Annotated in this window: 20 protein-coding genes and 1 pseudogene; 11 read left to right on the top strand and 10 right to left on the bottom strand. The window is 49.5% G+C overall.

Going from position 1 to position 25,316, the window contains the following annotated elements:
- Positions 1-40 precede the first annotated feature (40 nt).
- Positions 41-1,237 carry a sugar transporter gene (locus tag OGY06_RS03665; RefSeq protein WP_126957167.1) on the bottom strand — a complete coding sequence of 399 codons (1,197 nt, stop codon included), beginning with the start codon at positions 1,235-1,237 and terminating at the stop codon, positions 41-43.
- A 222-nt stretch (positions 1,238-1,459) separates the two neighbouring features.
- Complete coding sequence (ptrR, locus tag OGY06_RS03660; protein ID WP_003032431.1) at positions 1,460-2,335, bottom strand: putrescine utilization regulator PtrR; 876 nt, start codon at positions 2,333-2,335, stop codon at positions 1,460-1,462.
- 102 nt (positions 2,336-2,437) lie between these two features.
- On the opposite strand from ptrR, the gene sad reads away from it, so the two are divergent.
- From sad to OGY06_RS03625, 7 genes are all read left to right on the top strand, one after another.
- On the top strand, positions 2,438-3,826 hold the full coding sequence (sad, locus tag OGY06_RS03655) for a succinate-semialdehyde dehydrogenase (protein ID WP_286604719.1): 1,389 nt from the start codon (positions 2,438-2,440) through the stop codon (positions 3,824-3,826).
- Positions 3,827-3,929: 103 nt separating this feature from the next.
- On the top strand, positions 3,930-5,507 hold the full coding sequence (locus OGY06_RS03650; protein ID WP_164562790.1) for a methyl-accepting chemotaxis protein: 1,578 nt from the start codon (positions 3,930-3,932) through the stop codon (positions 5,505-5,507).
- Positions 5,508-5,569: 62 nt separating this feature from the next.
- Positions 5,570-6,496, top strand: a complete 927-nt coding sequence (gene glsB / locus OGY06_RS03645) for a glutaminase B (protein WP_003832944.1) — start codon at positions 5,570-5,572, stop codon at positions 6,494-6,496.
- Entirely contained in the window at positions 6,496-6,855 is a 360-nt protein-coding gene (locus tag OGY06_RS03640; RefSeq protein WP_063941589.1) for a DUF4186 domain-containing protein, read from the top strand. Before glsB ends, OGY06_RS03640 begins: the two co-directional genes overlap by 1 nt.
- A gap of 80 nt (positions 6,856-6,935) precedes the next feature.
- Positions 6,936-7,463, top strand: a complete 528-nt coding sequence (locus OGY06_RS03635) for a GNAT family N-acetyltransferase (RefSeq protein ID WP_003832948.1) — start codon at positions 6,936-6,938, stop codon at positions 7,461-7,463.
- 106 nt (positions 7,464-7,569) lie between these two features.
- Positions 7,570-9,021, top strand: a complete 1,452-nt coding sequence (locus OGY06_RS03630; RefSeq protein WP_286604718.1) for a tagaturonate reductase — start codon at positions 7,570-7,572, stop codon at positions 9,019-9,021.
- Positions 9,022-9,236: 215 nt separating this feature from the next.
- Positions 9,237-10,151: a bestrophin family protein gene (locus tag OGY06_RS03625; RefSeq protein ID WP_286604717.1), complete on the top strand. Its 915-nt coding sequence runs from the start codon at positions 9,237-9,239 to the stop codon at positions 10,149-10,151.
- Here OGY06_RS03625 and OGY06_RS03620 read toward each other — a convergent pair.
- Positions 10,148-10,525 carry a GFA family protein gene (locus OGY06_RS03620; protein ID WP_003832953.1) on the bottom strand — a complete coding sequence of 126 codons (378 nt, stop codon included), beginning with the start codon at positions 10,523-10,525 and terminating at the stop codon, positions 10,148-10,150. The genes OGY06_RS03625 and OGY06_RS03620 overlap by 4 nt on opposite strands.
- A 131-nt stretch (positions 10,526-10,656) precedes the next feature.
- Positions 10,657-11,415: a trans-aconitate 2-methyltransferase gene (gene tam / locus OGY06_RS03615; protein WP_003832955.1), complete on the bottom strand. Its 759-nt coding sequence runs from the start codon at positions 11,413-11,415 to the stop codon at positions 10,657-10,659.
- A gap of 110 nt (positions 11,416-11,525) precedes the next feature.
- On the opposite strand from tam, the gene OGY06_RS03610 reads away from it, so the two are divergent.
- A complete protein-coding gene (locus OGY06_RS03610; RefSeq protein ID WP_191222609.1) occupies positions 11,526-12,047 on the top strand; it encodes a GNAT family N-acetyltransferase in 522 nt (173 codons plus the stop codon).
- 9 nt (positions 12,048-12,056) lie between these two features.
- Here OGY06_RS03610 and OGY06_RS03605 read toward each other — a convergent pair whose 3' ends face one another.
- Together OGY06_RS03605 and OGY06_RS03600 are read right to left on the bottom strand one after the other, a co-directional pair.
- The gene (locus OGY06_RS03605) at positions 12,057-12,893 is read right to left on the bottom strand and encodes a DMT family transporter (protein WP_003832960.1); all 837 of its coding nucleotides are present in this window, start codon (positions 12,891-12,893) and stop codon (positions 12,057-12,059) included.
- Positions 12,894-12,945: 52 nt separating this feature from the next.
- Positions 12,946-13,323, bottom strand: a complete 378-nt coding sequence (locus OGY06_RS03600; RefSeq protein WP_003832962.1) for a hypothetical protein — start codon at positions 13,321-13,323, stop codon at positions 12,946-12,948.
- Positions 13,324-13,758: 435 nt separating this feature from the next.
- Between OGY06_RS03600 and OGY06_RS23270 the strand changes: the two genes are divergently transcribed.
- Entirely contained in the window at positions 13,759-13,986 is a 228-nt protein-coding gene (locus OGY06_RS23270; RefSeq protein WP_502545573.1) for a hypothetical protein, read from the top strand.
- Positions 13,987-14,236: 250 nt separating this feature from the next.
- On the opposite strand, the pseudogene OGY06_RS03590 reads toward OGY06_RS23270, so the two are convergent.
- Both OGY06_RS03590 and OGY06_RS03585 read right to left on the bottom strand, forming a co-directional pair.
- Positions 14,237-14,461 (bottom strand): annotated as a pseudogene (locus OGY06_RS03590) (GNAT family N-acetyltransferase); the annotation flags it as partial.
- Positions 14,462-14,547: 86 nt separating this feature from the next.
- On the bottom strand, positions 14,548-16,530 hold the full coding sequence (locus OGY06_RS03585; protein WP_149335332.1) for an alkyl/aryl-sulfatase: 1,983 nt from the start codon (positions 16,528-16,530) through the stop codon (positions 14,548-14,550).
- 254 nt (positions 16,531-16,784) lie between these two features.
- Between OGY06_RS03585 and OGY06_RS03580 the strand changes: the two genes are divergently transcribed.
- Positions 16,785-17,171, top strand: coding sequence for a KPN_03583 family lipoprotein (locus OGY06_RS03580; RefSeq protein WP_286604715.1), 387 nt, complete (start codon positions 16,785-16,787; stop codon positions 17,169-17,171).
- 116 nt (positions 17,172-17,287) lie between these two features.
- On the opposite strand, the gene OGY06_RS03575 is transcribed toward OGY06_RS03580, so the two are convergent.
- Entirely contained in the window at positions 17,288-17,917 is a 630-nt protein-coding gene (locus tag OGY06_RS03575) for a winged helix-turn-helix transcriptional regulator (protein WP_003832974.1), read from the bottom strand.
- A gap of 237 nt (positions 17,918-18,154) precedes the next feature.
- Entirely contained in the window at positions 18,155-19,342 is a 1,188-nt protein-coding gene (locus OGY06_RS03570; protein ID WP_063941973.1) for an OmpP1/FadL family transporter, read from the bottom strand.
- Positions 19,343-19,974: 632 nt separating this feature from the next.
- Between OGY06_RS03570 and OGY06_RS03565 the strand changes: the two genes are divergently transcribed.
- Positions 19,975-25,308, top strand: a complete 5,334-nt coding sequence (locus OGY06_RS03565) for a peroxidase family protein (protein ID WP_286604713.1) — start codon at positions 19,975-19,977, stop codon at positions 25,306-25,308.
- Positions 25,309-25,316: the final 8 nt, after the last annotated feature.

Genomic DNA, 25,316 nt, shown 5'->3' with positions numbered 1-25,316 from the left:
ACTGTGCCCGGTAATCGGTAATGTCTACCGGGCACATTTTTTACGAATGCTGAGGCTGTTCTTCCAGCGATACCGGCCATTTACGAAAGATAATCACCGACCATATCAACGCCACCACGGCAGGCACTGCGCCGACGTAACCAATCGTAGACATTGACCAGTGCAAACTCACCTGATTGCCTACCAGCGCGCCAGCGCCAATACCGATATTAAAGATGCCTGAGAACAGTGCCATTGCGACGTCAGTCGCATCAGGAGCAAGCGCCAGCACTTTCACCTGCATGCCCAGACCTATCAGCATGATGGCGACGCCCCAGAAAATACTCAGGATAGCAAGGTGCATTTCGCTGTCAGCAGCGGGAAGTAACAACACCAGGCATACCGTCAACAGGGCAATGGCACTGCTAATCAGTACGGAAGCATGCAGATTCCCCAGCTTACCGAAAATGACGCTACCGACAATTCCCGCGCCACCCAGAACCAGCAACAGCACGGTAGCAAAGTTTGCGCTCAGACCCGCGACGGTCTGCACAAACGGCTCGATATAGCTGTAGGCCGTGTAATGTGCGGTGACCACAATCACCGTCAGTAGATACAGACTCATCAATGCCGGACGATGGAATAACACCGGCAGGCTTTTTAAAGAGCCGGAGTGCTCACTGGGTAGTTTGGGCAGGAGCTTAATCAGGCAAAGCAGGGTAACTAACGCCCCCATGCCGATGGCGAAGAAGGTCGTGCGCCAGCCAAAATACTGACCGACGATACGTCCGATTGGCAGGCCAAGCACCATCGCCAGCGCGGTGCCGGTGGCAATCAGGCTGAGAGCCTGTGCACGTTTACCGGCAGGAGCCAGGCGGATCGCCAGCGATGCGGTGATCGACCAGAAAATAGCGTGCGCAAAGGCAATACCAATACGGCTAATTACCAGCACGGTAAAATTCCATGCCAGGAAAGAGAGAACATGACTGGCGATAAACACAACAAACAGACAGATCAGCAGTTTTCGGCGCTCCACCTGACTGGTAAGTAACATAAAAGGGAGCGACATCAGGGCGACAACCCAGGCGTAGATCGTCAGCATGATCCCGACCTGAGCAGTCTGCATATTGAAGCTTTGTGCGATGTCGGACAGCAAGCCGACAGGGACAAACTCTGTGGTATTGAAAATAAAACCGGCAATGGCAAGCGTAACTACCCGTAGCCACGCGACCTTGCGGGAAACAGTGTCTGTTGTCATATCAAATAAGAGGATTAGCTGCGAAAAGGTAAGGCCACGATCTTAAAACGTTTGCTGGCGAAAATACAATCATTTTGTGATGCGGATCTCATTTCATTGGCAGGGCGCCACAATTTGCTGCCGAACATTCCTCGTATTTTTAACTATTTCAATAATAATGAAATTCCGGGCGTATGACTTCACCCGGATTTACAGGTATTCATGTTCTTTGAGGAGCGCCAGTTACTCCGGGCTCTGTGATAACTGAGGGTTCAACACCTCAATAAACGCTTCCAGCTGACGTGTCATTGCACCTCTGCGCCAGACCAGCCATGTATTCAGCCAGCGCCAGTTCTCGCTTAGCGGCCAGGCGTTGACCTGATGATGCCCTGGCATGCTCTCCAGCATCGAACGCGGGATCAGTGCGATACCCGCGCCGGCAATGACGCAGGCCAGCATGCCGTGATATGACTCCATTTCATGAATGGTGCCGGGCATGGCGCGATCGGCATGAAACCAGCTTTCAAAATGGCGGCGATAGGAACAGTTGGCGCGAAAGGCGTAAATACTGCAACCGTTGACGTCGCTGGCCCGCTGAATGGGGGGATGACCGTTAGGCGTGACAATCATCATCTCTTCACGGTAGACCGGCATTCCTTCAAGTCCCGGATGGGTAATTGGACCATCGACAAAGGCAGCGTTCAATGTACCGTCGAGCACGCCGTCCAGCATTGTGCCTGAAGGACCTGTCGCCAGCGCGAACTGAATTTTGGGGTAACGCTGGTTATATTCAGCCAGCGTGGCGGGGATGCGAACTGCTGCTGTACTTTCAAGCGAGCCGAGAGAGAAGAGTCCTTGCGGCTCATCCCCGGCGACGACCATCCTGGCTTCCTCAACCAGTGCCAGGATCCGCTGGCTGTAGCGCAAAAAGTTGTGCCCGGATGGGGAAAGCCGCAGGCGCTGGTTTTCACGAATAAACAGATCAACACCCAGGTCGGCTTCAAGCTGACGTATACGGGTGGTGAGATTGGATGGCACGCGATGCACCTTCGCGGCGGCCTGCGTAATACTGCCAGTCTCCGCGACGGCATTGAACATTTCCAACTGCGTCAGATCCATAATATTCTCTATTCGTGAATGGTATGGTTAATATTATTCATTTTTCAGAAAGAGTAAATATGCTCATGATATAACCATACCCTGCGATAAAGAGAGGCACTTATGACTATCACAGCAGCAACACATGCGATTTCCTTTGACCCTGCCAGCGGTGAAAGGCTGACGGCGACGCCGTGGGCAAGCGCGGAAGAGATTGATCATGCGCTGAACCTTGCCGCGAATGGCTATAACGAATGGAAACATACTTCCGTTGAGCACCGTGCGCAAACGCTGCGCCAGATCGGGCAAGCTCTGCGCCATCGTGCGGAAGAGATGGCGGAGTGTATCTCACGTGAAATGGGTAAACCCATTAAGCAGGCGCGTGCTGAAGTCGCCAAGTCAGCTGCATTGTGTGACTGGTACGCCGAGTATGGACCGGCGATGCTCAATCCGGAACCCACGCTGGTGGAGAATAACCAGGCGGTGATTGAGTATCGTCCGCTAGGAACCATTCTGGCGATCATGCCGTGGAACTTCCCGCTCTGGCAGGTAATGCGAGGTGCCGTCCCGATTCTGTTGGCCGGAAATGGCTATCTGTTAAAGCATGCGCCTAACGTAACCGGCTGCGCTGCAATTATTGCGCAGGTTTTCGCTGATGCTGGTGTACCCGCGGGGGTTTACGGTTGGGTGAATGCCGATAACGCCGGGGTCAGTCAAATGATCAATGACCCGCGTATCGCGGCGATAACGGTAACGGGAAGCGTACTTGCCGGTGCGGCGATTGGCGCCCAGGCGGGTGCCGCGCTGAAAAAATGTGTGCTTGAACTGGGCGGCTCCGATCCGTTTATTGTCCTCAATGATGCTGACCTCGATCTGGCCGTTAAGGCGGCGGTCGCTGGGCGTTATCAGAACACAGGGCAGGTTTGTGCGGCAGCCAAGCGCTTTATTATCGAAGAAGGGATTGCGGCAGAATTTACTTCACGCTTTGTGGCCGCTGCGAGTGCGCTCAAAATGGGCGATCCGCTAAACGAAGAAAACGATCTGGGGCCGATGGCGCGATTTGATCTGCGTGATGAGCTACACCAGCAGGTAGAGGCCACCCTTGCCGAAGGGGCACGGTTACTGCTCGGCGGGGAAAAAATTGCGGGTCAGGGCAATTACTATGCCGTGACAGTACTGGGCGATGTCACTCCAGAGATGACGGCGTTCCGCCAGGAGCTGTTTGGTCCGGTTGCGGCAATTACCGTGGCGAAGAATGCGGAACATGCGTTAGCGCTGGCGAATGACAGTGATTTCGGCTTATCCGCCACGGTGTTTACTGCGGATGAAGCGCTGGCGCAGAAGATGGCGTCACGCCTGGAGTGTGGTGGCGTATTTATCAATGGTTACAGCGCCAGTGATGCCCGCGTTGCGTTTGGTGGTGTGAAGAAAAGTGGCTTTGGCCGCGAACTTTCGCACTTTGGTCTGCATGAGTTTTGTAACGTGCAGACCGTCTGGAAAAACCGCCTTTGATGGTGTGGGTGCCTCCGCTGGGGGCACCTGTCTTATTTCTGCAATTTTTCTGTCATTTACTCTCCGTACACTCGCGACTAACGCTTTGATACAGAAGAGTAATATGAACATAACGCAAATTTCCCATCGTCTAATACCCCGTCAGTTCGGTCTGTTAACGGGCATTTTTTGCATTATTGCGCTGTTCTCTGTTTTGCAGGTCGTGTCCTCCTTGATGCTCTCGGCCTCAGTCAGTGACGCACAGCAGAATGAAGGGCGTAATCAACTCGCGCTTTTGCAGCAGGCAAAGGTTGATGAAGCGCGGGTGGCGTTATTATCTGCCAGCGATTTACTTAACCGTGCGGGGATTTATTTTATGCAGGATGCCGCCACCGGATCGGACGGGAGTTGGCGTCCGTTAATGGAAGAGGCGTATCGGGCGCTGGCGCAGTCAAAAAGTGCATGGGATGCCTGGCGGGATATGAAGCCGCAGTCGGATCCGGATCTAACAGAGAGCTATCAGCGTTTTTATAGCGGTATTAAGGAGCAGGCGGACGGGCTGATGCAGTCAGGTTCCATTGATGCGTTTTTTGCCGTACCCGTGCAGGCCTTTCAGACAGACTTTAACGGTAATTACGCGCGCTTTCAGCAGGGCAGTGGGCGACATGCGGAAGCTGGGCGTCAGCAGCTGTTGACCAGTCTTGAGCGTTTACAGAATCTATTTTTGTTTATTCCTCTGGTACTGGTGGTTATCGCCTTTCTGGTCTGGCGTAGTATGTTCCGTTGGGTGATTATGCCGCTGCGACGGCTGATCGATCATATCGATATTTTAGCGGCGGGTGATCTTTCCCGGCCAGCCCCGCAGGTGAGTCAGTTTAATCGGGAAGTGACGCAATTAAGTTCGCGTATTGCTGCAATGCAGCAGGGGCTCTGCGCGCTGGTACGGCAGGTGAATGATGCCACCACCGCAATGGTAGGAAATATCAACGAACTTGCGCAGAACAATAAACAGCTATACCAGCAGTCGGCAAAACAAAGTGAAGAGTTGAGCACTGTGACATCGCATATTTCGGTTCTGGAAACGCATGTTGAGGATAACAGTGGCTTTGCTGAACTGGCGAATCAACGCGCAGTGCAGGCGCGTGATATTGCGGCAGGTGGAGACCGAATGATGGCGACGGTAAATGCGTCAATGCAGGCGATTGTGACTCGCTCGTCTGAAATGCGAGGGATTACAACGCTTATCGACAACATTGCATTTCAGACAAATATCCTGGCTCTCAACGCCGCAATCGAGGCAGCACATGCCGGGGAGCAAGGGCGCGGGTTTGCCGTGGTTGCGAAAGAAGTTGGGCTGCTGGCGCGAAAAAGCGGTCAGTCTACGCAAAACATTCAGACACTGATTAAACACTCGTTACAGGGCATTGAAGAGGGCTTTCACGCGGTTAACGGACTGGATAAGAATTTGCAGCAGGTTATCGCACTGGTGGAAAACCTCGGCGCGTTACTGAACGATATTTCGACTGCAACGTTAAATCAGGGGAACAGTATTCACCAGTTAACCCGTCAGCTCCATGTCCTGAACGGCGAAGCCCGACAAACCAGTGATTTGGTGAATGCTGCATCTGATTCTTCCTTACAGCTTCACCATGAATCTAACCAGCTTATGCAGGCCGTGGCCAGATTCCGCCTTCCGGCCTGACGTTGCGTATTCAGCTCTGTTATACTCGCAGGCCTTTCATACCTGCGAGCAAGGAGCATGTTGTGGCCAGGGCCATGGACAATTCAATTTTAGAGACCATTGTGCAGCAGGTTCGTCCGCTGATTGGTCAGGGTAAAGTCGCTGATTACATTCCGGCATTAGCCTCCGTCGACGGTTCAAAACTGGGTATTGCTATCTGTACCGTTGATGGGCAGCACTATCAGGCGGGAGATGCGCAAGAACGTTTTTCTATTCAGTCAATTTCAAAGGTGCTCAGTCTGGTCGTGGCGATGCGTCACTATCAGGAAGAGGAGATCTGGCAGCGCGTCGGCAAAGATCCTTCCGGTCATCCATTTAACTCCCTGGTGCAGCTGGAAATGGAGCAGGGTATCCCTCGCAACCCCTTTATTAATGCCGGGGCGCTGGTGGTTTGCGATATGCTGCAAGGGCGTCTAAGCGCACCTCGTCAACGGATGCTGGAAGTGGTGCGGGCATTAAGCGGCGTTTCGGATATCGCCTATGATGCTACGGTCGCGCGATCGGAGTTTGAGCACTCGGCGCGTAACGCCGCTATTGCATGGCTGATGAAATCCTTCGGCAATTTTCACCATGACGTGCCCACCGTTTTGCAGAACTATTTTCACTACTGCGCGCTGAAAATGAGCTGTGTGGAACTGGCGCGGACTTTTGTCTTTTTGGCAAATCAAGGGCATGCCTTTCATCTTGCGGAGCCTGTGGTCACACCGATGCAGGCCCGGCAGATCAATGCGCTGATGGCGACCAGCGGCATGTATCAGAACGCAGGGGAATTTGCCTGGCGGGTTGGGCTTCCGGCGAAATCTGGCGTCGGCGGCGGCATCGTGGCGATCGTGCCACACGAGATGGCGATTGCTGTCTGGAGTCCGGAACTGGATCCGGCGGGAAATTCACTGGCCGGTATCGCCGTGCTGGAACAATTAACACAACAGCTGGGGCGCTCGGTCTACTGATGAAAACGCTCGATCCTCTTTTTGCCCGGCTGGCGAAATCAACGTTTCGCTCGCGGTTTCGTCTTGGTCAGAAAGAAAGGCAGTATTGTCTGGATAAAGGGGCACCAGTTATCGAACAACATGCTGCGGATTTTATAGCTAAACGACTAGCACCTGCGTTTCCCGCCAATGATGGTAAACAGACTCCTATGCGTGGTCACCCGGTATTTATCGCTCAACATGCTACGGCGACGTGCTGTCGAGGGTGTCTGGCGAAATGGCATGATATACCTCAGGGTGTAGTGCTAAACGATGAACAGCAACGTTACGTTGTCACGGTTATTTACCACTGGTTAGTACTCCAAATGAACAAGCCATAGATAACATTTTCCTATGATATGCCCCCTTGTGTTGTGTAATTGTTAAAAGCAGTATGAAGGGGTCAATTTAAGGAGAAACCATGGCTTCCGGCAAACCCTGCTTTGTGCTGAGCGCGACACAGATTCTGTCGCGAATCGACGAGCTCAGCGATGTTCTTGAACAGTGCGTCAATGACGGCGCCTCCATCAGTTTTATGCTGCCCTTTAATCGCGAAAAATCAGAGCCTTTCTGGATGAAGGTCGCGCAAAGTGTTTCTCGCGGAGAACGGATCGTTCTTGGTACGCAGAATGCGCAGGGGGTGCTTGTCGGTACCGTCCAACTCATTATCGATCAACCCGAAAATCAACCTCATCGTGCTGATGTCGCCAAACTGCTGGTTCACCCCTCAGTGCGACGCGGTGGCCTGGCCCGTGAATTGATGAACGAACTGGAAAGTTGCGCGCGTCAACAAGGTAAAACGCTGCTGGTGCTTGATACGGCGACTGGCAGTGGTGCGGAGTTGTTCTACCACAATTGCGGGTGGAAAAAGGTAGGGGTGATACCTGACTATGCTCAAATGCCCGATGGGACGCTGACCGGAACCACACTTTTCTATAAAACGCTCTAATTTGTCGCCGGGGATTGATCAAAACAGGGTTTCAATGTATTAAAGTTTGCTAACCTATTGGACCAATTCAATCAGGTTGTATGACTAATCATAAAGGGAACCCATTGTGCAAACACTAAATCGTCGCGATTTCCCCGGTGCTCAGTATCCTGAACGCATTATTCAGTTTGGTGAAGGAAACTTCCTGCGCGCCTTTGTAGACTGGCAGGTAGATCTGCTCAACGAACATACCGATCTGAACGCTGGTGTGGTCATTGTTCGTCCTATCGAAAGTTCCTTCCCGCCATCGCTGAGTACGCAGGATGGCCTCTATACCACTATCATTCGTGGTTTGAATGAGAAGGGCGAGGCCGTCAGTGATGCCCGTCTAATTCGTTCAGTTAACCGTGAAATCAGCGTCTATAGCGAATATGATGAGTTCCTGAAGCTGGCGCATAATCCTGATATGCGTTTTGTGTTCTCTAACACCACGGAAGCAGGTATCAGTTACCACGCGGGCGATAAGTTTGACGACGCGCCAGCGGTTAGTTATCCGGCTAAACTGACGCGTCTGCTGTTCGAACGCTTCAGCTATTTTAACGGCGCATTGGATAAAGGCTGGATTATCATCCCTTGCGAACTGATTGATTATAACGGTGATGCGCTGCGTGAACTGGTTCTGCGCTACGCTCAGGAATGGGCGCTGCCGGAAGCGTTTATTCAGTGGCTGGATCAGGCCAATGCATTTTGCTCCACGCTGGTGGACCGTATTGTTACCGGCTATCCGCGTGATGAGGTAGCTAAGCTCGAAGCTGAACTGGGCTATCATGATGCTTTCCTCGATACCGCAGAACATTTCTATCTGTTTGTCATTCAGGGGCCGAAGTCATTAGCCGCAGAACTACGTCTGGATAAGTATCCGCTGAATGTACTGATCGTGGATGACATCAAACCGTACAAAGAGCGCAAAGTGGCGATTCTCAACGGTGCTCACACCGCGCTGGTCCCTGTTGCCTGGCAGGCAGGGTTGGACACCGTGGGTGAGGCGATGAATGACGCTGAGATTTGTGCTTTCGTGGAGAAAGCGATCTATGAAGAGATCATTCCGGTACTGGATTTACCACGTGATGAGTTAGCTTCTTTTGCCAGCTCGGTAACCGGTCGATTCTGCAATCCGTACATTAAACATCAGCTGCTGTCGATTGCCCTGAATGGCATGACCAAATTCCGCACCCGTATATTGCCGCAACTGCTGGCAGGGCAACAGGCCAGCGGTAAGCTGCCGGCGCGTTTGACGTTTGCGCTTGCCGCGTTAATTGCTTTTTATCGTGGAGAGCGCAACGGTGAGTCTTATCCGGTTCAGGATGATGCGCACTGGATAGAGCGTTTTCAACAGCTGTGGTCCCAGCATCGCGATCGCCAGATAAGTACCGAAGCGTTGGTCAAATCTGTACTGGGTGTCAAAGAACACTGGGAACAAGATCTGACGCAGGTTTCTGGACTGGTGGAACAGGTCTCTGCCGATCTGGATACCATTTTGGCAAAAGGTATGCGTGAAGCCGTTAAGCCACTGTGCTAAGACGACTACCGACAACCCGGCTCAGGCCGGGTTTTTTCTTGATATACATTAGTTACAACATACTGTGTGGTTTATATCATAAACCCGGTCTGTGACTTAGGTGCGGCTTCATTTTAAGCAGAACAAAAGTTGTTGGGATAATGTTGCGATTAACTTGCAACATTGATCGCTATCGCGTCTAATGTGACGGATTTCACATTTTCCCGAAGATAACCATGATCGTTCGTCCCCAACAACACTGGCTGCGCCTGATATTCGTCTGGCATGGTTCCGTATTATCTAAAATATTCTCACGGTTGCTGCTGAACTTCCTGCTCTCCATCGCCGTTATCATCATGTTGCCCTGGTATACGATGTTGGGTATCAAATTTACCCTGGCACCGTTCAGTATTCTGGGCGTGGCGATTGCTATCTTTTTAGGTTTTCGCAATAACGCCTGCTATTCACGTTATGTCGAAGCCCGACACCTGTGGGGGCAGTTGATGATTGCTTCCCGATCACTACTTCGCGAGGTGAAAACCACCTTACCGGATGACGCCGAACTGGGGCAGTTTGTTCGTCTGCAAATCGCATTTGCCCACTGTTTACGCATGACGTTACGTCGAAACCCACAGGCAGAGCCGTTGGCGAAATATCTCAGCGAGAAAGATCTGCAGACGGTATTTGCCGCACAATCCCCGGCAAACCGCATTTTGTTGCTGATGGGCGAGTGGTTGGCCGTTCGCAGACGTAATGGACAGCTGTCCGATATATTATTTCATAGTTTAAACAACAGATTAAATGATATGTCGGCAGTACTGGCAGGTTGTGAGCGAATTGCGAATACGCCAGTGCCGTTTGCTTATACTTTGATCCTTCATCGCACTGTTTATCTGTTTTGTATCATGCTGCCATTCGCGTTAGTGGTGGATCTTCACTACATGACGCCGTTTATTTCAGTGCTTATTTCCTATACTTTTATCTCGCTCGATGCGCTTGCGGAAGAGCTTGAAGATCCGTTTGGTACTGAGAACAATGACCTGCCGCTGGATGCGATTTGCAATGCAATCGAAATCGATTTACTGCAAATGAACGATGAAACCAATGTGCCAGCAAAACATATGCCGGATAAACATTACCAACTAACTTAGTTTCGTTCTGTTTCCCACCATGCTGGCCGCATATCAGAAAACGAATGAAACTCCGGCGCCAGATCTTCATCATTAGGATCGTCAAAAGCGCCGGCTAAAAGCGCAATGACCGGAGCGTCATCGATGGCGCCCACGGAACTCCCGCACTGAGGGCAAAAAGCCCGACTGGTGGTTTCAGATGAGCGCCAGGTTGTCGGTTTTCCGGCTTTTCCCGTCCATTCTACATTTTCTGCATCAAACTCAATCCAGACGACGGTCGGGGCACCAGTATGTTTCCGGCATATATCGCAGGAGCAGGTATGGGAATTATTAGGACTGCTGGCTGTGAAACGGATCGAGCCACACAGACACCCACCAATGTAGACTTTAGACATAACAACTCCTGTCAGAAACATGTGGCAAGACACTAGCAGATGCCTGACATAGCCACTAGATCCTTATGATAAAAAGGCGAGGGCGCGCATACTCGGTAGCCCAGTCCTGTGATCTGTCTGATGATAAACGCTTAACTATTGCGTCTGGCAACAATAAACAACCGCGGAAATGCCAGCAAAATATTGCCGTTTTCCTGCAACGGATATTGTTCCTGGAGCAGTTCATGATAGCGCGCCAGGTAATGACGTTGCTCGCTTTCGCTCAAATCCTGCAGCCAGGGGCGGAGTCCCGTTGAGCTTACCCAGTCGATAATCGCCTGATGCGAATCCATAATGTGATAATACGTTGTACGCCAGATATCCACATCACAACCCGCTTCGGTCAAAATATCATAGTAGGCGTGAACGCCAGGAAGCGGAGCACGCCCCCGGTCGGGGTAATCTTGTTCATAAGCCACTTCGCGCATCAGTACATGCGTGGGCTCCAGCCAGTTATCCGGCATTTGCACGGCCAGAACGCCGTTGTGACCGAGTTGTGAGACCAAATGTGGGAATAAGTCATAGTGATCGGGCACCCACTGTAACGACGCATTTGCATAAAGCAGATCTACGGGATGCTCGGGCTTAAACTGGCTAATATCCGCTTCGAGAAAATGGCAGTCAGGTAATGCGTTGCGCGCTTCATTCAGCATAGCAGGTGAAGAATCGACACCTGTTGTCTTTGCCGTGGGCCAGCGCTGATGCAGCAATGCCGTACTGTTTCCCGGACCACAACCAAGATCAACAACTGAGCGGACATTTTCTAACGCCACACGGCTGAGTAATTCTGCTGCGGGTCTTGAACGTTCAGTTGCATATTGCAGATAAAGCGAAGGGTTCCAGTCGGCCATGTATAAATCTCCAGTATGAGAGGAAAAGTCGGAAAAGGACGGTATAAGACCTTGCCGATGAGCCACTTATTTTAGAAGATTATATGAAAATGAATGATAAGGGCAGGAATATGCTGGAAACATCAAGGTTGATATTACGACAATGGGAGGCTAAAGACCGGGCCCCTTTTGCTGCACTCAATGCCGATTCTGACGTGATGCGCTTTTTCCCCGCGCCGCTAGAGAAAGCTGAAAGCGATAACCTGGCCGATAGATTTAGTGAAGGTATTGCAGAACGCGGCTGGGGATTTTGGGCCGTAGAGCTAAAAGAAACACACCAGTTTGTGGGCTGTGTGGGGTTGCATCCACAACCTGATAAATTTCATTTTTCACCCTGCACCGAAATAGGCTGGCGCCTTGCTAAAGCATACTGGCACCAGGGTCTGGCGTTAGAAGCCGCGCAAGCGAGTCTTGCATTTGCTTTTGACATACTGGCGCTAAATGAAGTCGTTTCATTTACTTCTGTGCTGAATAAACCGTCAGAGGATCTGATGATACGAATTGGTATGAATAAAACAGAAGAGTTTACGCATCCCGCGTTGCCGCCAGATCATCGATTGGCACAACATGTTCTGTATCGTCTTTGCCGATAATTAATCAGTCTATTTTGCTCCTTTTCTCATATCAGAGAAAATAACTAAGCCAATTCCAGCCAAAATAATGACGCTTGCGAGAAGGATTCTGACGGTGAGCGTTTCGCCCAAAAATATGATCCCACCGAGAGTGGCCAGACAAGGTACGCTGAGTTGAATAGTACTGGCCGTTGTGGACCGGAGTAAGGGGAGCAATGAATACCAGAGCAGATATGCACCTCCCGATGTAATTGCACCAGAAAGCACGCCCAGAACTAATCCATATATATCAATATGAAGATGAGAGCGGAAGAACAGAGGAATAATCAATGCGACCGGGATTGCCAGGATGAAATTCCCCCCGGTTGAGGCAGCAGCATCCGTGATTTTCTTCCCTGTGATACTGTAGAAAGCCCAGGCTAACCCAGCAATAACCATCATTATTGCGGCATAAAAGGAAGGACGCTCCACACCAGGAAATAGCAAAATCGCTATTCCAGCCAATGCTCCGAGTATTCCTGTTATTTTTAAAATTACGAGTTTCTCTCCCTGGGCTATTCCCCATACCGTCATGACGAGCTGAACGGTACCAAAGAGCAGCAGGGCACCAGCGCCGGTGCTAAGAGAAACATAGGCAATGGAGAATGAAAAAACATAGATGCAAAGGAGCAGGGCATTTAACCACTTGAACTCAAATTTTCTGCTGTCAGATGTTATCGCGATAAATAAAAAAAGGGCAATTGCGCCACTTATCAATCTGATGCTGCTGAATGAGATAGCATCAGCATGCATACCCTTCAATGCGAGTCGGCAAAGCACTGAATTTCCAGCAAATGCGATCATTGCGATGATGATTCTGATGAGCAAGATAGCGTCCTTTAGTCAATACGAGGTTTAGCGCAATATGCAGGTGTTGCCTTCAAAAACAGGTGTGTTGATTAATATAGTTGCCAACATCAACGACTGTGTTCGTGCTGGGCTCGACATTAAGAACGACAAAACGCATTTGCGGGCAGAACAGCTCTGCACTTTTCTTGCTGCACTCAGTTTGTAGCCATCGATGCTCACCCTGTTCGGTTACAACCGTGTTCACGTTTCCGTATTCGCTGCACACAAAACCTTTTTCAGTTGCTCTTTGCCTTGCTGCCTCCAGGCTCAGACCAATAACATTCAGCTCATCGACCTCTTTGGCGAGTGTGCTGTCGGAAACACGGGTTAATGTGCAGCTCGACAGCGTAGAGGTAAATAGTAGCAAGAGCGCGAAGCGTAGGATGGTTTTGCTTTTTTTGTTTCGCATTGTCCGATATGTACTCAATTTTATTATCGTATTTCTGAAAGTAAGTGAAGTCACCTGGTTCAGTATATAACGAACGATTACATACCATTGCTTAAAAATCACAGATGTGCGGCTTTATACTTTTAAATGAAAGCTACTAAAGACAGAATCTCATGACGTAATAATTGAGACTATGTACTTTTGGTCAGAGATATGCATTTCAAATTAGCGACGATGAAGATAAGAGCCTTTCCAGAGAAATGTCATCTTTCATATCAAATGAAGATCTCATTCTCACTAACATTGCGTAAGTGAAAGGCTGGTCTATGCTAAAAAAAGCAATCAAATTTGCGTTGGCTTTTTGAATAATAACGATAATTCTCGCGTTTTCGGTGACGAATATGAACAGGATTGTGATCGCTTTTTTAATGTGCTGATCTTTCACAGCCGCCGTTGGTGCGTCAGCTGAGTCTGATGGACTGGTATATTTCCTATGAATTGCAGGTGCGCCTGCTGCCGGATGTATCACTGGCAGATGCCCGTAATGAACTGCATAGCAATATTCAGGAGGCCGTTGGTTATGGCGGCGGCCTGTTCGGTCTGTTTCTGCATGGCAAGGGACGACAGGTTGATGGGCAGTTTATTCCCCAGGCCATGAGCGCGTTTGGCGGTGGCGGAACGTAAAACGGTACTGCATAACCAGCTGTAGTAAAGAGCCATCATCCAAAACTGTTAGCGCTGTTGAGGCAACTGCGCTTGAAAGGGTTTTGAGGCGTCATTATTGAGCAGCACAAGGATGACCATAAAACAGCAGATTCCGCCTTTATCTATGTTAGTACGCATAATGTATATTATGTTAAATACAATTGCTGCGTACTCAGTTGAGACTCCATGTGGCCCACGTTTGGCCATTGACCTCCTCTGCTCATTACAATCATGAAAGCCTGAGGAACAGAGTTCGTTCCTGCAGTTGAGATGCTTTGAATCCGTGGTGAAGATAAAAACGTTTAGCTTCGTCTGTGAGCGCATGTACCATAACGGCACGCACGCCAATATTTTCTGCCACTTTGTAACACCGCAGTACCGCATCGTGAAGCAGATCGGCCCCTAACCCTTTTCCACGAACAGAAAGATCTACGGCCAATCTGGCAACTGCTATACAGCATCGTTCAACTCAATACTCTGATAAACAAAAATAAAAAACCCGCCAGTGCTGGCGGGTTATGGCATGGTTTGTCTCTACAGTTAAGGCGTTACCATGTTAAACCAGAAATCAAAGCTATCTAAATACCCGAGGAACTCATCAAGCTTGGCATGATTGCCGGAAATTTGTACATCACCCTTCTCTTCTGCCTGTTTCAGCGATTCTTCCTTGAGAATGATTTTGTTCAACGTTGCGCGGTTAAGCGTAATGGAGGCGTCAGCATTGCTGGCCTGTGTATCGGCGCTATGGTTAAGAACACCGTTTTCCAGTTCCAGTTTGTATTTACCGCCGTCAGCACCTAAATCGACGTTGAAGACTGCCTGCGCATTTGCCGCTTTTTCTCCGTTAATATGTACCGCGAGATAATCAAAGAACATCTCAGGTGACATGGCTTTAACGGTATCCGGGCTGGCGGTATTTGGTGTCGCGCCTTTCACCACACCGTTGCGTAATTCTTGTGCACCAGTCAGATAAAAATTACGCCATGGACCGGACTCAGCCTGATAACCCATTTGCTCAAGGGCATCTGCTTCCAGATTACGGGCTTCTCTATTGCTCGGATCAGCAAAGACGATATTGTTAGTGACTTGCGCCACCCAACGGTAATTGCCCTGGGCGTAATCAGTTTTCGCTTTTTGCATGATTGCATCGGCGCCGCCCATGTAATCGACATATTTCTTCGCGGCATCAACGGGCGGTAATTCATTCAGTGTTGCCGGATTACCGTTGAACCAGCCGAGGTAAAAGACATACGTTGCTTTCACATCATGGCTGACAGAACCATAGTATCCGCGGCTGGCCCATGATTTTTCCAGACCAGACGGCAGTTTGAAGTTAGCGGCGATTTCGTCACGGGTCAGCCCCTGGTTAGCCATGCGCAGCGTCTGATCGTTGATGTAACGGTACATATCACGCTGACTTTTCATTAACTTCACCACATTTTCATTACCCCAGGTCGGCCAGTGATGCTGAGCAATAATAATGTTTGCCTTTCCCCCCCAGCGGCCAATAACGTCATTGATATATTTTGACCATGCCAGCGGATCGCGGATCTTCGCGCCACGTAATGAATAAGTGTTATGCAGCGTATGGGTGACATCCTCTGCAGCTTCGATCATTCCCTTCTCTTCTACATACCACAGCATTTCAGAAGGTGCTTCCGATCCCGGCGCCATCATGAAGTCATAGGTTAGACCGTCGATAACTTCTTTCTGCCCGGTGTGGGTAATATAGTTTGTGGGTTCAATCAGCGTGACCGTACCGGCGGAGGTTGTCGTCCCCAGACCCGCACCGACCTGACCTTTTGCATCCGGTTTCAACAGATTGCCATACATGTAACTAGCTCGGCGACTCATGGCGTTACCTGCCATAATATTTTCAGATACAGCTTCCTTCATAAAACCAGCCGGTGCATATACCTTCACTTTACCGGATTTCACATCCGCTTCATCAATCACGCCGCGGACACCACCGTAGTGGTCAACATGGCTGTGCGTATAAATGACGGCAACAACGGGTCTTTTACCGCGATTCTTATAATAAAGGTCCATTCCCACTTTCGCGGTTTCTGCAGATACCAGCGGATCAATGACCGTAATACCCTCTTTCCCTTCCATAATTGTCATATTCGAGAGATCAAGATTACGGATTTGATACACGCCATCAGTGACCTGGAACAAACCGCCAATATTGATCAACTGCGACTGACGCCACAGGCTTGGATTAACCGTGTCGGGGGCTTTTTCGCCCTCTTTGATAAAGGCATATTGCTGAGGGTCCCAGACAACATTTCCCTGCTTCCCTTTAATCAATTCACTGGGAAGCGGAGCAATAAAACCTTTATGTGCGTTCATAAAATCGGTTTTATCAGTGAATGGCAATTGACCATATAATGCGTCATTCGCACTTTTGGTCTGAGCAGTCGCATCTTTTGCTCCTTCCTGTGCCAATACAGGTAGTGATATTAATGATGTTGAACACACGCCAGCTAAAGTCAGATAACTTACTAGTTTATTAAGTTTCATAAATCCTCGCTAATAATATATTATCCAGAAGAAAGAAATCCTGCAGTTCTGATTGTTGAGAAGCTTCCGTAATACTGTACTTATCAGGTTTCTATGATCTAATGCTCGTAGGCTAACATGGTCTTATGAAACAATGTAATGCAATGGCATTTAATTTTAAATTTCCTTTTGTTTTTATTTAAACAAAATAGCTGTAGACACCTGACTGTATAAAAAGATAATAGCTGGCATCCATTGTCTTTAGAACACTATATATGCGCACTCTCTATCTACTTCTCATCGTTGGGATACTTTCTGGCTGTAATACTTCTCCCCCAGAGAAAGTTGTTAAAATCAATAAAATGGTGATCCCTGTTGTTCAGGCACAACCCGAGTCAAAATCAAGTAGTGACTCGGCATCCCTGTCCTTATATCAGGGTAATAAACAGCAAATTGAAAACGTCGCGAGTTCATTAAAAAATGAATATCTTCATGAGGTTAAGCCAAGAGAGATGTTTGACGTTCATAGCCAGGCATACCAGGTTTATGCTTCTTTAACCAAGCTCGAACAAATGCAGCAAATGAACAATTTTTATTATAAGGAGCATAATCAAACAGGACTGTTAAGCATTAATCAGTCCGTGAACTCTCTTATTGAATAACAAGAAATCCTCCTCAGAAAATGATGAGGAGGATTTCTTACGATTGATATATGGCATACCACAACAATAGAATATTAAATTTAGATAATCGATTTGTAACTTGTTTGTGGGTTTATTTAAAATCGCTCAGGCAATTTATTGATGGAAGTAAGATACCCTCCGCGTTCAAAATCAATATACCCTCCTTTTTTTAACGCAGACACAACATTTAAAACACTGCTGCGCGATAAGTGGGTCCGATCCTGAATATAATCTAAAATAGAGACTCGCGTGCGCGTCTCTTCCGGCAACAAAATCATCTCTTCGAGGTGGTTACGTATCACTGAATAAGTACGCTGCTGTACGACTAAATCATCACGATAAAAGAGATAGCCCGTATGATATGAAAGCACTGCCGCCGCATCTTCCCACAAGCCTTGTTGATGAAAGAGTTCTCGTGCTTTATCGGCATCGACGCGTAATAATGTTGACTCAGCTTCAGCGCGCAATAAATGGCCGTGTACCGGTTGGATCATTTCGGCAATACCGAACAAATGGGGTTCATAGACGGTCACGATTAACAGACCATCAGAAGAACGTAAAATAGACAGCTCCCCTTGCAAAAAAAGGTAGAGTTGAGGCTTATTCTTGTATTTCCACATGATACGCCGCCGCGGCACAACCTTCATCTTTTCTGCAATCGGTTCAAGTGCTTGCATTAAGCGTTGTATGCTTTGTTCTGGGCGTACCGGAGGTGAAATTTGCATAATCAAACCTGTATTATTTAGATTGAAAACAATATGCTTTTACCTATATTCCATGAAGGTAGTACAGATTCATATTAAAACCATAAATTGCTCAATAATAAAAGTAGAAATTTATTTTTATTTAAACGAGCGTGTGCGATAAGACCACCAGCAGACGGTTACCAGACACTGTCGGATAGATAATCCGCCATGGTGACTATTAACAATGCGTGAGATAGTTAATCGGGAATAACGGCGCTAGAATTGATAGCTGTAGTTGACACTGGCAAACCATAGCCACGGATTCTTATACTGGCCTGCAAAGATATCAGATTTGACGTTTGACGACTGCATGTGCAAATACTCAACGGCAACGCCAATATTGCTGGCTGGCGTAATCTGGTACTGTGCACCGGTGGCAAGTCGCCATTCATCGCCGGTTGGCATCGAAAGCGCTACATCACTTTGCGATTTGTACGGTGAACTGTCATAGGCAATACCGGCATTAATGCGCCACTGCTCATCGGGATGATATTGCACGCCCAGCGCTGTATGCCATGTATCTTTCAGACGATTATCACGATCGCTTTGCTGACCATTTATTGTAATCTGCGGGCTGCCAAACTGGCTCCAGTCCTGCCAGCCAAGATCGCCCATCACTGACCATTGACTGTTGATATCGTGAACCAGACTAAACATCACCTGCTGCGGAGCACGGACCTGTGTGGAGATCGGCAGATCATATCCAATATTAGGTATATTGGGGAAACGTGCCGTCCCGTCAATATTGAAATGATAATCAGTCTTGCTGGTCCAGGTTACTCCCGCCCGCGTTTTGTCGGTTAAATCCATTAATAAGCCAAGGTGGTAATTCATCGCCCAGTCATGATCGCTTTGTTTCTCATCGTGGCCATCGACATCTCTGCTTAGCGACAGAAAACCATAGTTTAGCCCTGCAGCTGCGCCAACCGACACCTTATCACTTAGTTTCCATGCAACGGCGGGACTCAGCGTCATCGCAACCATGGTACTTTGTTTAATTAACCGATCCCCTGCCCAGTTGCCGAAGTCGATACCTAACCCATAGTTGCCGTACAAACCCAAACCGGCAGAAACGGTATCACTCAGCCGTTGCGTATAAAACATGCTGGCATTGGGGAAAAGCGTCATTACATTACCGGGGCTTTGCCTTCCATCTGTCGTATTGTTCAGCGTATAGGGAATATCTCCGCCCATCGCCTGTAATCCTCCGCTGACCATATGGTCAGGTAAACGGGTCATCCCCGCAGGGTTCGTTAACAGCGTAGAGGCATCCTGAGCACGAGCGGCCTGCCCTGCACCAGCCAGTGCGGTATCCTCCGTTCCGACTTCATAGAAGTAGAGCGCACTGGCGTGACCGACTGACGAAAAAATCATCCCGGAGAGAAAAATTATATTTTTTTTCATTGCATTACCTGTTTGGAGGGGGCGTTCTTTACTAAACGTAGGGTCAGCTATCACACTGTATTGATTTATGCTAATAGCATAATCAGGCATCAGGAATGATGTCGTGTTAAATTTCATCCAATATTAAATTTTATAATTCAACACAATGACATCTTAAAAGTCGACTTAATGAGAATTCTTCTTAAGAAGAGATTGGACATAAATTCTAATGTAAAGAAATGAAAATTTAATCTTTTCATAATAAAGTATGAGTGAAGTCGCCAACGGAAAAACCATAGTTATGATCATCACATAACTGTAATATGCGTTTTAAAAAGTAAAACCTTTACAGCCTTGAGGAGACCTTGTCTTCTCAAAACTGCGTGTCTCGAATATACCTTTAATTTCAATGGGGCACGAAGACCATCAACCGCTCAAACCTAATATATAAGTGAGGTGCATATCTTACTGTGCTAACTAAATTTCAGGAGAATAATGCTAATCAAGTCGTAGATACTTCATTTTTTAAATATGGAGTTTTAATCATGTAATAACAATCAGGTATCTTATACGACTCATTCTTCTGTCAGTTTTTGTAAGTGGAAGAAAAGAGTGATGATAGCTAATACAGGTAAAGATAGGGGTAATGACTTATGGCCTCACAATATGACTTTACTGTCACTCTGCACGATCTTGCTTTTATTCTTAAGCAGATCAAAATATCCGAAGCGGCAACTAACCCGGATGGTAGCGTTAATGCTGAATTGCTTAGAGAATTAGTTTCCAGTCCGCTATTGCCTTATGGACTTCGCACGGTAGATGGTTCATGGAATAATCTTCTACCAGGCCAGGAGTTATATGGCTCTGCCGACCAGACAATGCCGAGATTAACCGCGTTAAACTGGCAAGATGCGGACCAAATGACCAGTTATATCCAAATTGGTGGCACCGTTATTGATGCCGACCCACGTATTATTAGTAACTTAATTTCCGATCAAACGGCATCTAACCCAGCCGCACTGGAGGTATTTAACGCGTTAAAAGATGCTCCCGGCGGGGGGACTATTACAGGAGACGGAGAAACGTTATCCATTCCTAACCAGTCTCCCGATATCGGTCTCTCCCCTGCTTTTAACGGCTGGATGACCTTCTTTGGCCAGTTTTTTGACCACGGTCTGGATTTGATTCCCAAAGGCGGCAACGGTATCGTTTTCATTCCGCTACAGCCGGATGACCCTTTATATGTGGAAGGGTCGTCGACAAACTTTATGCTATTAACCCGGGCAACGGTGGATGAAAACCGAGAGACAGTAAACCTGACGACCCCCTTCATCGACCAAAACCAAACCTACACCTCCCATCCTTCACATCAGATTTTCATCCGCGAATACGTCATTATTGATGGGAAACCTGAGCCTACCGGGAATTTATTAGGCGGTGCGAACGGTGGACTGGCGACCTGGGCCGACGTTAAAAACCAGGCTGAAACTCTGCTAGGCATTAAACTCACCGATCAGGATGTGTTTAATGTTCCCCTGCTGGCAACGGATCGCTACGGTAATTTGATTTTAAGTGAAAATGGAAAGGTACAGATTGTTACCACCGGGGGACTGGTTGAAGCCAACGGCGGTCTGTTACCTGAGGGAACATTCCGCACCGGTCATGCGTTTCTTGATGATATTGCGCATACTGCCGCGCCAAAAGCGGGTCTGCTGGCAGATGATGACACTGCGATTGGGGGCGAAGGAGCGCAACCGGCAGGAACCTATGATAACGAACTGCTCGATCGTCACTTTATTACCGGTGACGGGCGTGGGAACGAAAATATAGGTTTAACCGCGGTGCACGCCGTTTTTCACAGCGAGCATAACCGTCTGGTTGAGCAATATAAAACAACACTGCTGGAAACCGGTGATATCGACCTCATTAATCAGTGGTTGATGCCCAATCATCAAATCACGGAATTACCTGCCGATACCAGTACGCTGGTATGGAACGGTGAGTTCCTATTCCAGGCAGGTCGTTTCTCCACGGAAATGCAATATCAGCACCTCGTATTCGAGGAGTTTGCCCGTACCGTACAACCCGCCGTCGATCCGTTTGTTTTCTCCAACACGGCGGATATAAACCCGATGATCTTTGCCGAGTTTGCGCATGTGGTTTACCGTTTCGGGCATTCAATGCTGACAGAAACCGTGGCGCGCACCGACATTGATATGCAAAGCGGCGATATTGACCTGATTTCAGCATTCCTGAATCCGGTAGCATTTAATCAAATCAACGGGGCCACCGTCACGGACGATCAGGCTATTGGCGCAATTGTGCGTGGTATGACGCGTCAGGTGGGTAACGAAATTGATGAATTTATTACCGATGCGCTGCGTAATAATCTCATCGGCCTGCCCCTCGATTTAGGCGCGCTTAATATAGCCCGTGGCCGTGACACCGCAATGCCGACGCTGAACCAGGCCCGCGAGCAGTTTTTTGCAATAAGCGGTGATAGTCAACTGAAGCCTTATACCAGTTGGGCTGACTTTACTACCTACCTGAAAAATCCCGCTTCAATCATTAACTTTATGGCCGCCTATGGTCAGCATGAGCTGATCCTCAATGCCACCAGCCTTGAAGGTAAGCGTGCAGCGGTAAACTTCCTGTTGTTTGGTGATGCTAACAATGCCCCGCCTGCGGATGCGATGGATTTCTTTAACAGTACCGGAGCGTGGGCAACCAAAGAGACCGGCCTGAATATGGTCGATTTCTGGATTGGCGGGCTGGCAGAGCGCAAAAATGAATTTGGCGGCATGCTCGGCTCAACCTTCAACTTCGTCTTTGAAACACAAATGGAAATGCTTCAGGACGGCGATCGTTTCTACTATCTGAGCCGCGTTCAGGGACTGAACTTACTCAATGAACTGGAGGCCAACTCGTTTTCCGCGCTGGTAATGCGTAACAGCGATCTTGGTGATGAGGGATCCTCCCACCTGCCCGCTAATCTGTTCCAGACACCGGACCATATTTTTGAAGTGAATCGCGTGCTGCAAACGGAAATCGACCCGAAATGGGGTAATCCGCTGAAGGATCTGCTCTCGCCGTTGTTGGTGCGTCGCGACCCAGGAGTGGATGTTGACGGCGATAGTTTTGCCGATGGCGGGTATCTGAAATATACCGGCGATGGGCATGTGGTGCTTGGAGGGACGGCAGGCAATGATACATTAATCGGCGGTAAAGGGATCGACAGTCTGTGGGGTGATGGCGGAGATGACCGACTGGACGGCGGCGACGAAGCAGACGTGGTCCATGGTGGTGACGGTGATGACATTATTACCGATACCGGTACGCCTGTTGGTGATGCGGACTTCCTGCACGGTGATGCCGGACATGACGTTATCTTCTCCGGTAACGGAAACGATCTGGTCTTTGGTGGCAGCGGTAGCGACTTCGTGGTGGTCGGCGAAGATGCGCAGGAGGTCTTCTCGGGTCAGGATAACGACTTTGCGCTTGGCGGCTCGGGTGGTGATTTCCTGATGGGCAACGAAGGCGATGACTGGCTGGAAGGCGGCGACGGGTTTGACACGCTGGCGGGTGACAACTCTGAGTTGTTCTTCAACAGTACCATTATCGGTCACGATGTCCTCAACGGTCAGGGTAACGACACCGACTACGATGGCGAAGCCGGTGACGACATCATGATTCAGGGCGCGGGGATCCAGCGCAATAATGGCATGGCCGGTTTCGACTGGGCTATCCATAAAGGCGACCCAAATGGCGCTAACTCTGACCTTGGGATCCCTATTTTCGTCAACCAGCAGGAGTTTATTCTACGCGACCGTTTTGATCTTGTTGAAGGGCTGTCGGGCTGGAAATACGACGATATCCTGACCGGGACAGAACAGCCGATAGGTACTGCGCCTGTTCAGGGCGTTCCCCTCTCTAACAACCTGACCCAGGAAGGTGCGGACCGGATCACCGGTTTACAGGCTATTCTCGGCGTAGAGCGTTCTACAAATCCGAACGCGGTACTACTGAACCCTGATGATGGTAGCGATATTTTACTCGGCGGTGGCGGTAGCGACCGCATTATGGGTAAAGCCGGTAACGATATCATTGATGGTGATGCATGGCTCAACGTGCGTATTGCCGTTACAGGTATGGCGGGACTCACCAGCGCCGAAGGTATGGCCGAACTGAAATCGTACATGCTGGCCGGCACGCTGAAACCGAATCAGCTGTCGATTGTGCGAGAAATCCTGCATGAAGGTAACGGCACGGAAACTGACGTCGCGGTGTACCGTGATGTCAGCAGCAACTATGTCTTTACCCGTATGGCGGACGGTAGCCTGCGCGTCGATCACGCCACGCCGGATGCCGCGCTGAACCTGAATGATGGCATCGATCGTCTGTTGAACATCGAAAAACTGGAGTTTGGCGATGGGAAGCAGCTGTGGGTGACGGCGCAGCAAGCGACGGGCGATCTGACCATCAGCAATCCTAACCCTTCGGTGGGCGACCTGCTGCGCGTCAACGTGGCGAACTTGCTGGATGGTAACGGCCTGGCGGCGGATGTGGCCATCACCATGACCTGGCAGGCATTCGTCAACGGCCAATGGCGAGATCAGGCAACCGGTGTTGAGTTCAGAGTGCCTGGCACTATTCAGGGTGCTCCGCTGCGTGTGGTAGCCAGTTTTAACGACCGCATGGGTGACGCTGAAACCCTGGTGTCGGCACAAACTCAGGCGATCCTACCGCGAAATCAGGCCACGACCGGTGTGCCGGTAATTAACGACCTCACCCCAACTGAAAGCCTGACGCTGACCGCGGTGGTTTCAGGCATTGCTGACGCCGATGGTCTGAGCGGCGGTAATTTCACTTATCAATGGAGAATGAGTTCGCCAACCGGATTCGTCAACATTAACGGTGCGACTTCCGCCACCTATACGCCGGGTCAGGCTATGGTTGGCAGAACGTTGCAGGTGGTCGTTACCGTCGTCGACGATGAAGGCAACTCCCCTGTTGTCCTGACGTCGACCACCACCCAGCCCGTGGGCGATCTGATTGTGGGTACCAACGGGGCTAACACCCTCGTCGGCACTGCCTGGAGCGATATCCTACGCGGTGAAGGCGGTAATGACACCTTACTCGGCGGTGCAGGTGACGATCTGCTCATCGGCGGTGCGGGAAACGACAACCTCTCTGGTCAGGCGGGGCAAGATATTCTGCAAGGTGATGCTGGTAATGACACGCTTGATGGCGGGCTTGGTGCCGACAGTATGACCGGCGGCACGGGCGATGATACCTACATCGTTGATGATTTCGGTGATGTAGTTATCGAAGGTGTGAATGGGGGCACGGACGTTGTCCGAACCAACCTTAGCAGCTACGACCTCACCGATAACGTGGAAGAACTGGTATTTACCGGCAGCGGCAGTTTTATCGGTACCGGTAATGCCATTGCGAACACCATTACGGGAGGGACCGGTAACGACTATCTGTTCGGTATGGGCGGTAACGACCAGTTGTTTGGTGGTATCGGGAATGACTTCCTCGATGGCGGAGATGGCGCTGATAACCTGCAAGGCGGGGTTGGTAACGACGTCATGATTGGCGGTGCGGGCGCGGATACCCTCTCCGGCGGTAGCGGGGACGATATTCTCAATGGTCAGGAAGGTAACGACATTCTGGACGGTGGTGCCGGGAGCGATATCTTCGCCTTTGGTGCCAACTTTGGGCAGGACCGAATTACCGGTTTTGACAGTAACCCCAACGGCGGGCAGGACTTCCTTGATCTCGTCTTGTTAGGTATCAACGCGGGTAATTTTGCCAGCAGCGTGTCTATCACCGGAAACAATGGCAACACCATTGTGACTATCGGTACAGATACCATCACATTGGTGGGCGTCAATTCGAACACCGTGAATATTGGTGACTTTTATCTGGAAATGCCCACTACCCTTGCCAGTAACAATGGCAATAGTTCATTGATCGTATAAGGAGATGA

This window comes from Citrobacter sp. Cpo147 (genome assembly GCF_030332405.1).
Taxonomy (GTDB): Bacteria; Pseudomonadota; Gammaproteobacteria; order Enterobacterales; family Enterobacteriaceae; genus Citrobacter; species Citrobacter portucalensis.
This window is presented reverse-complemented; position numbering and strand designations above follow the sequence as displayed.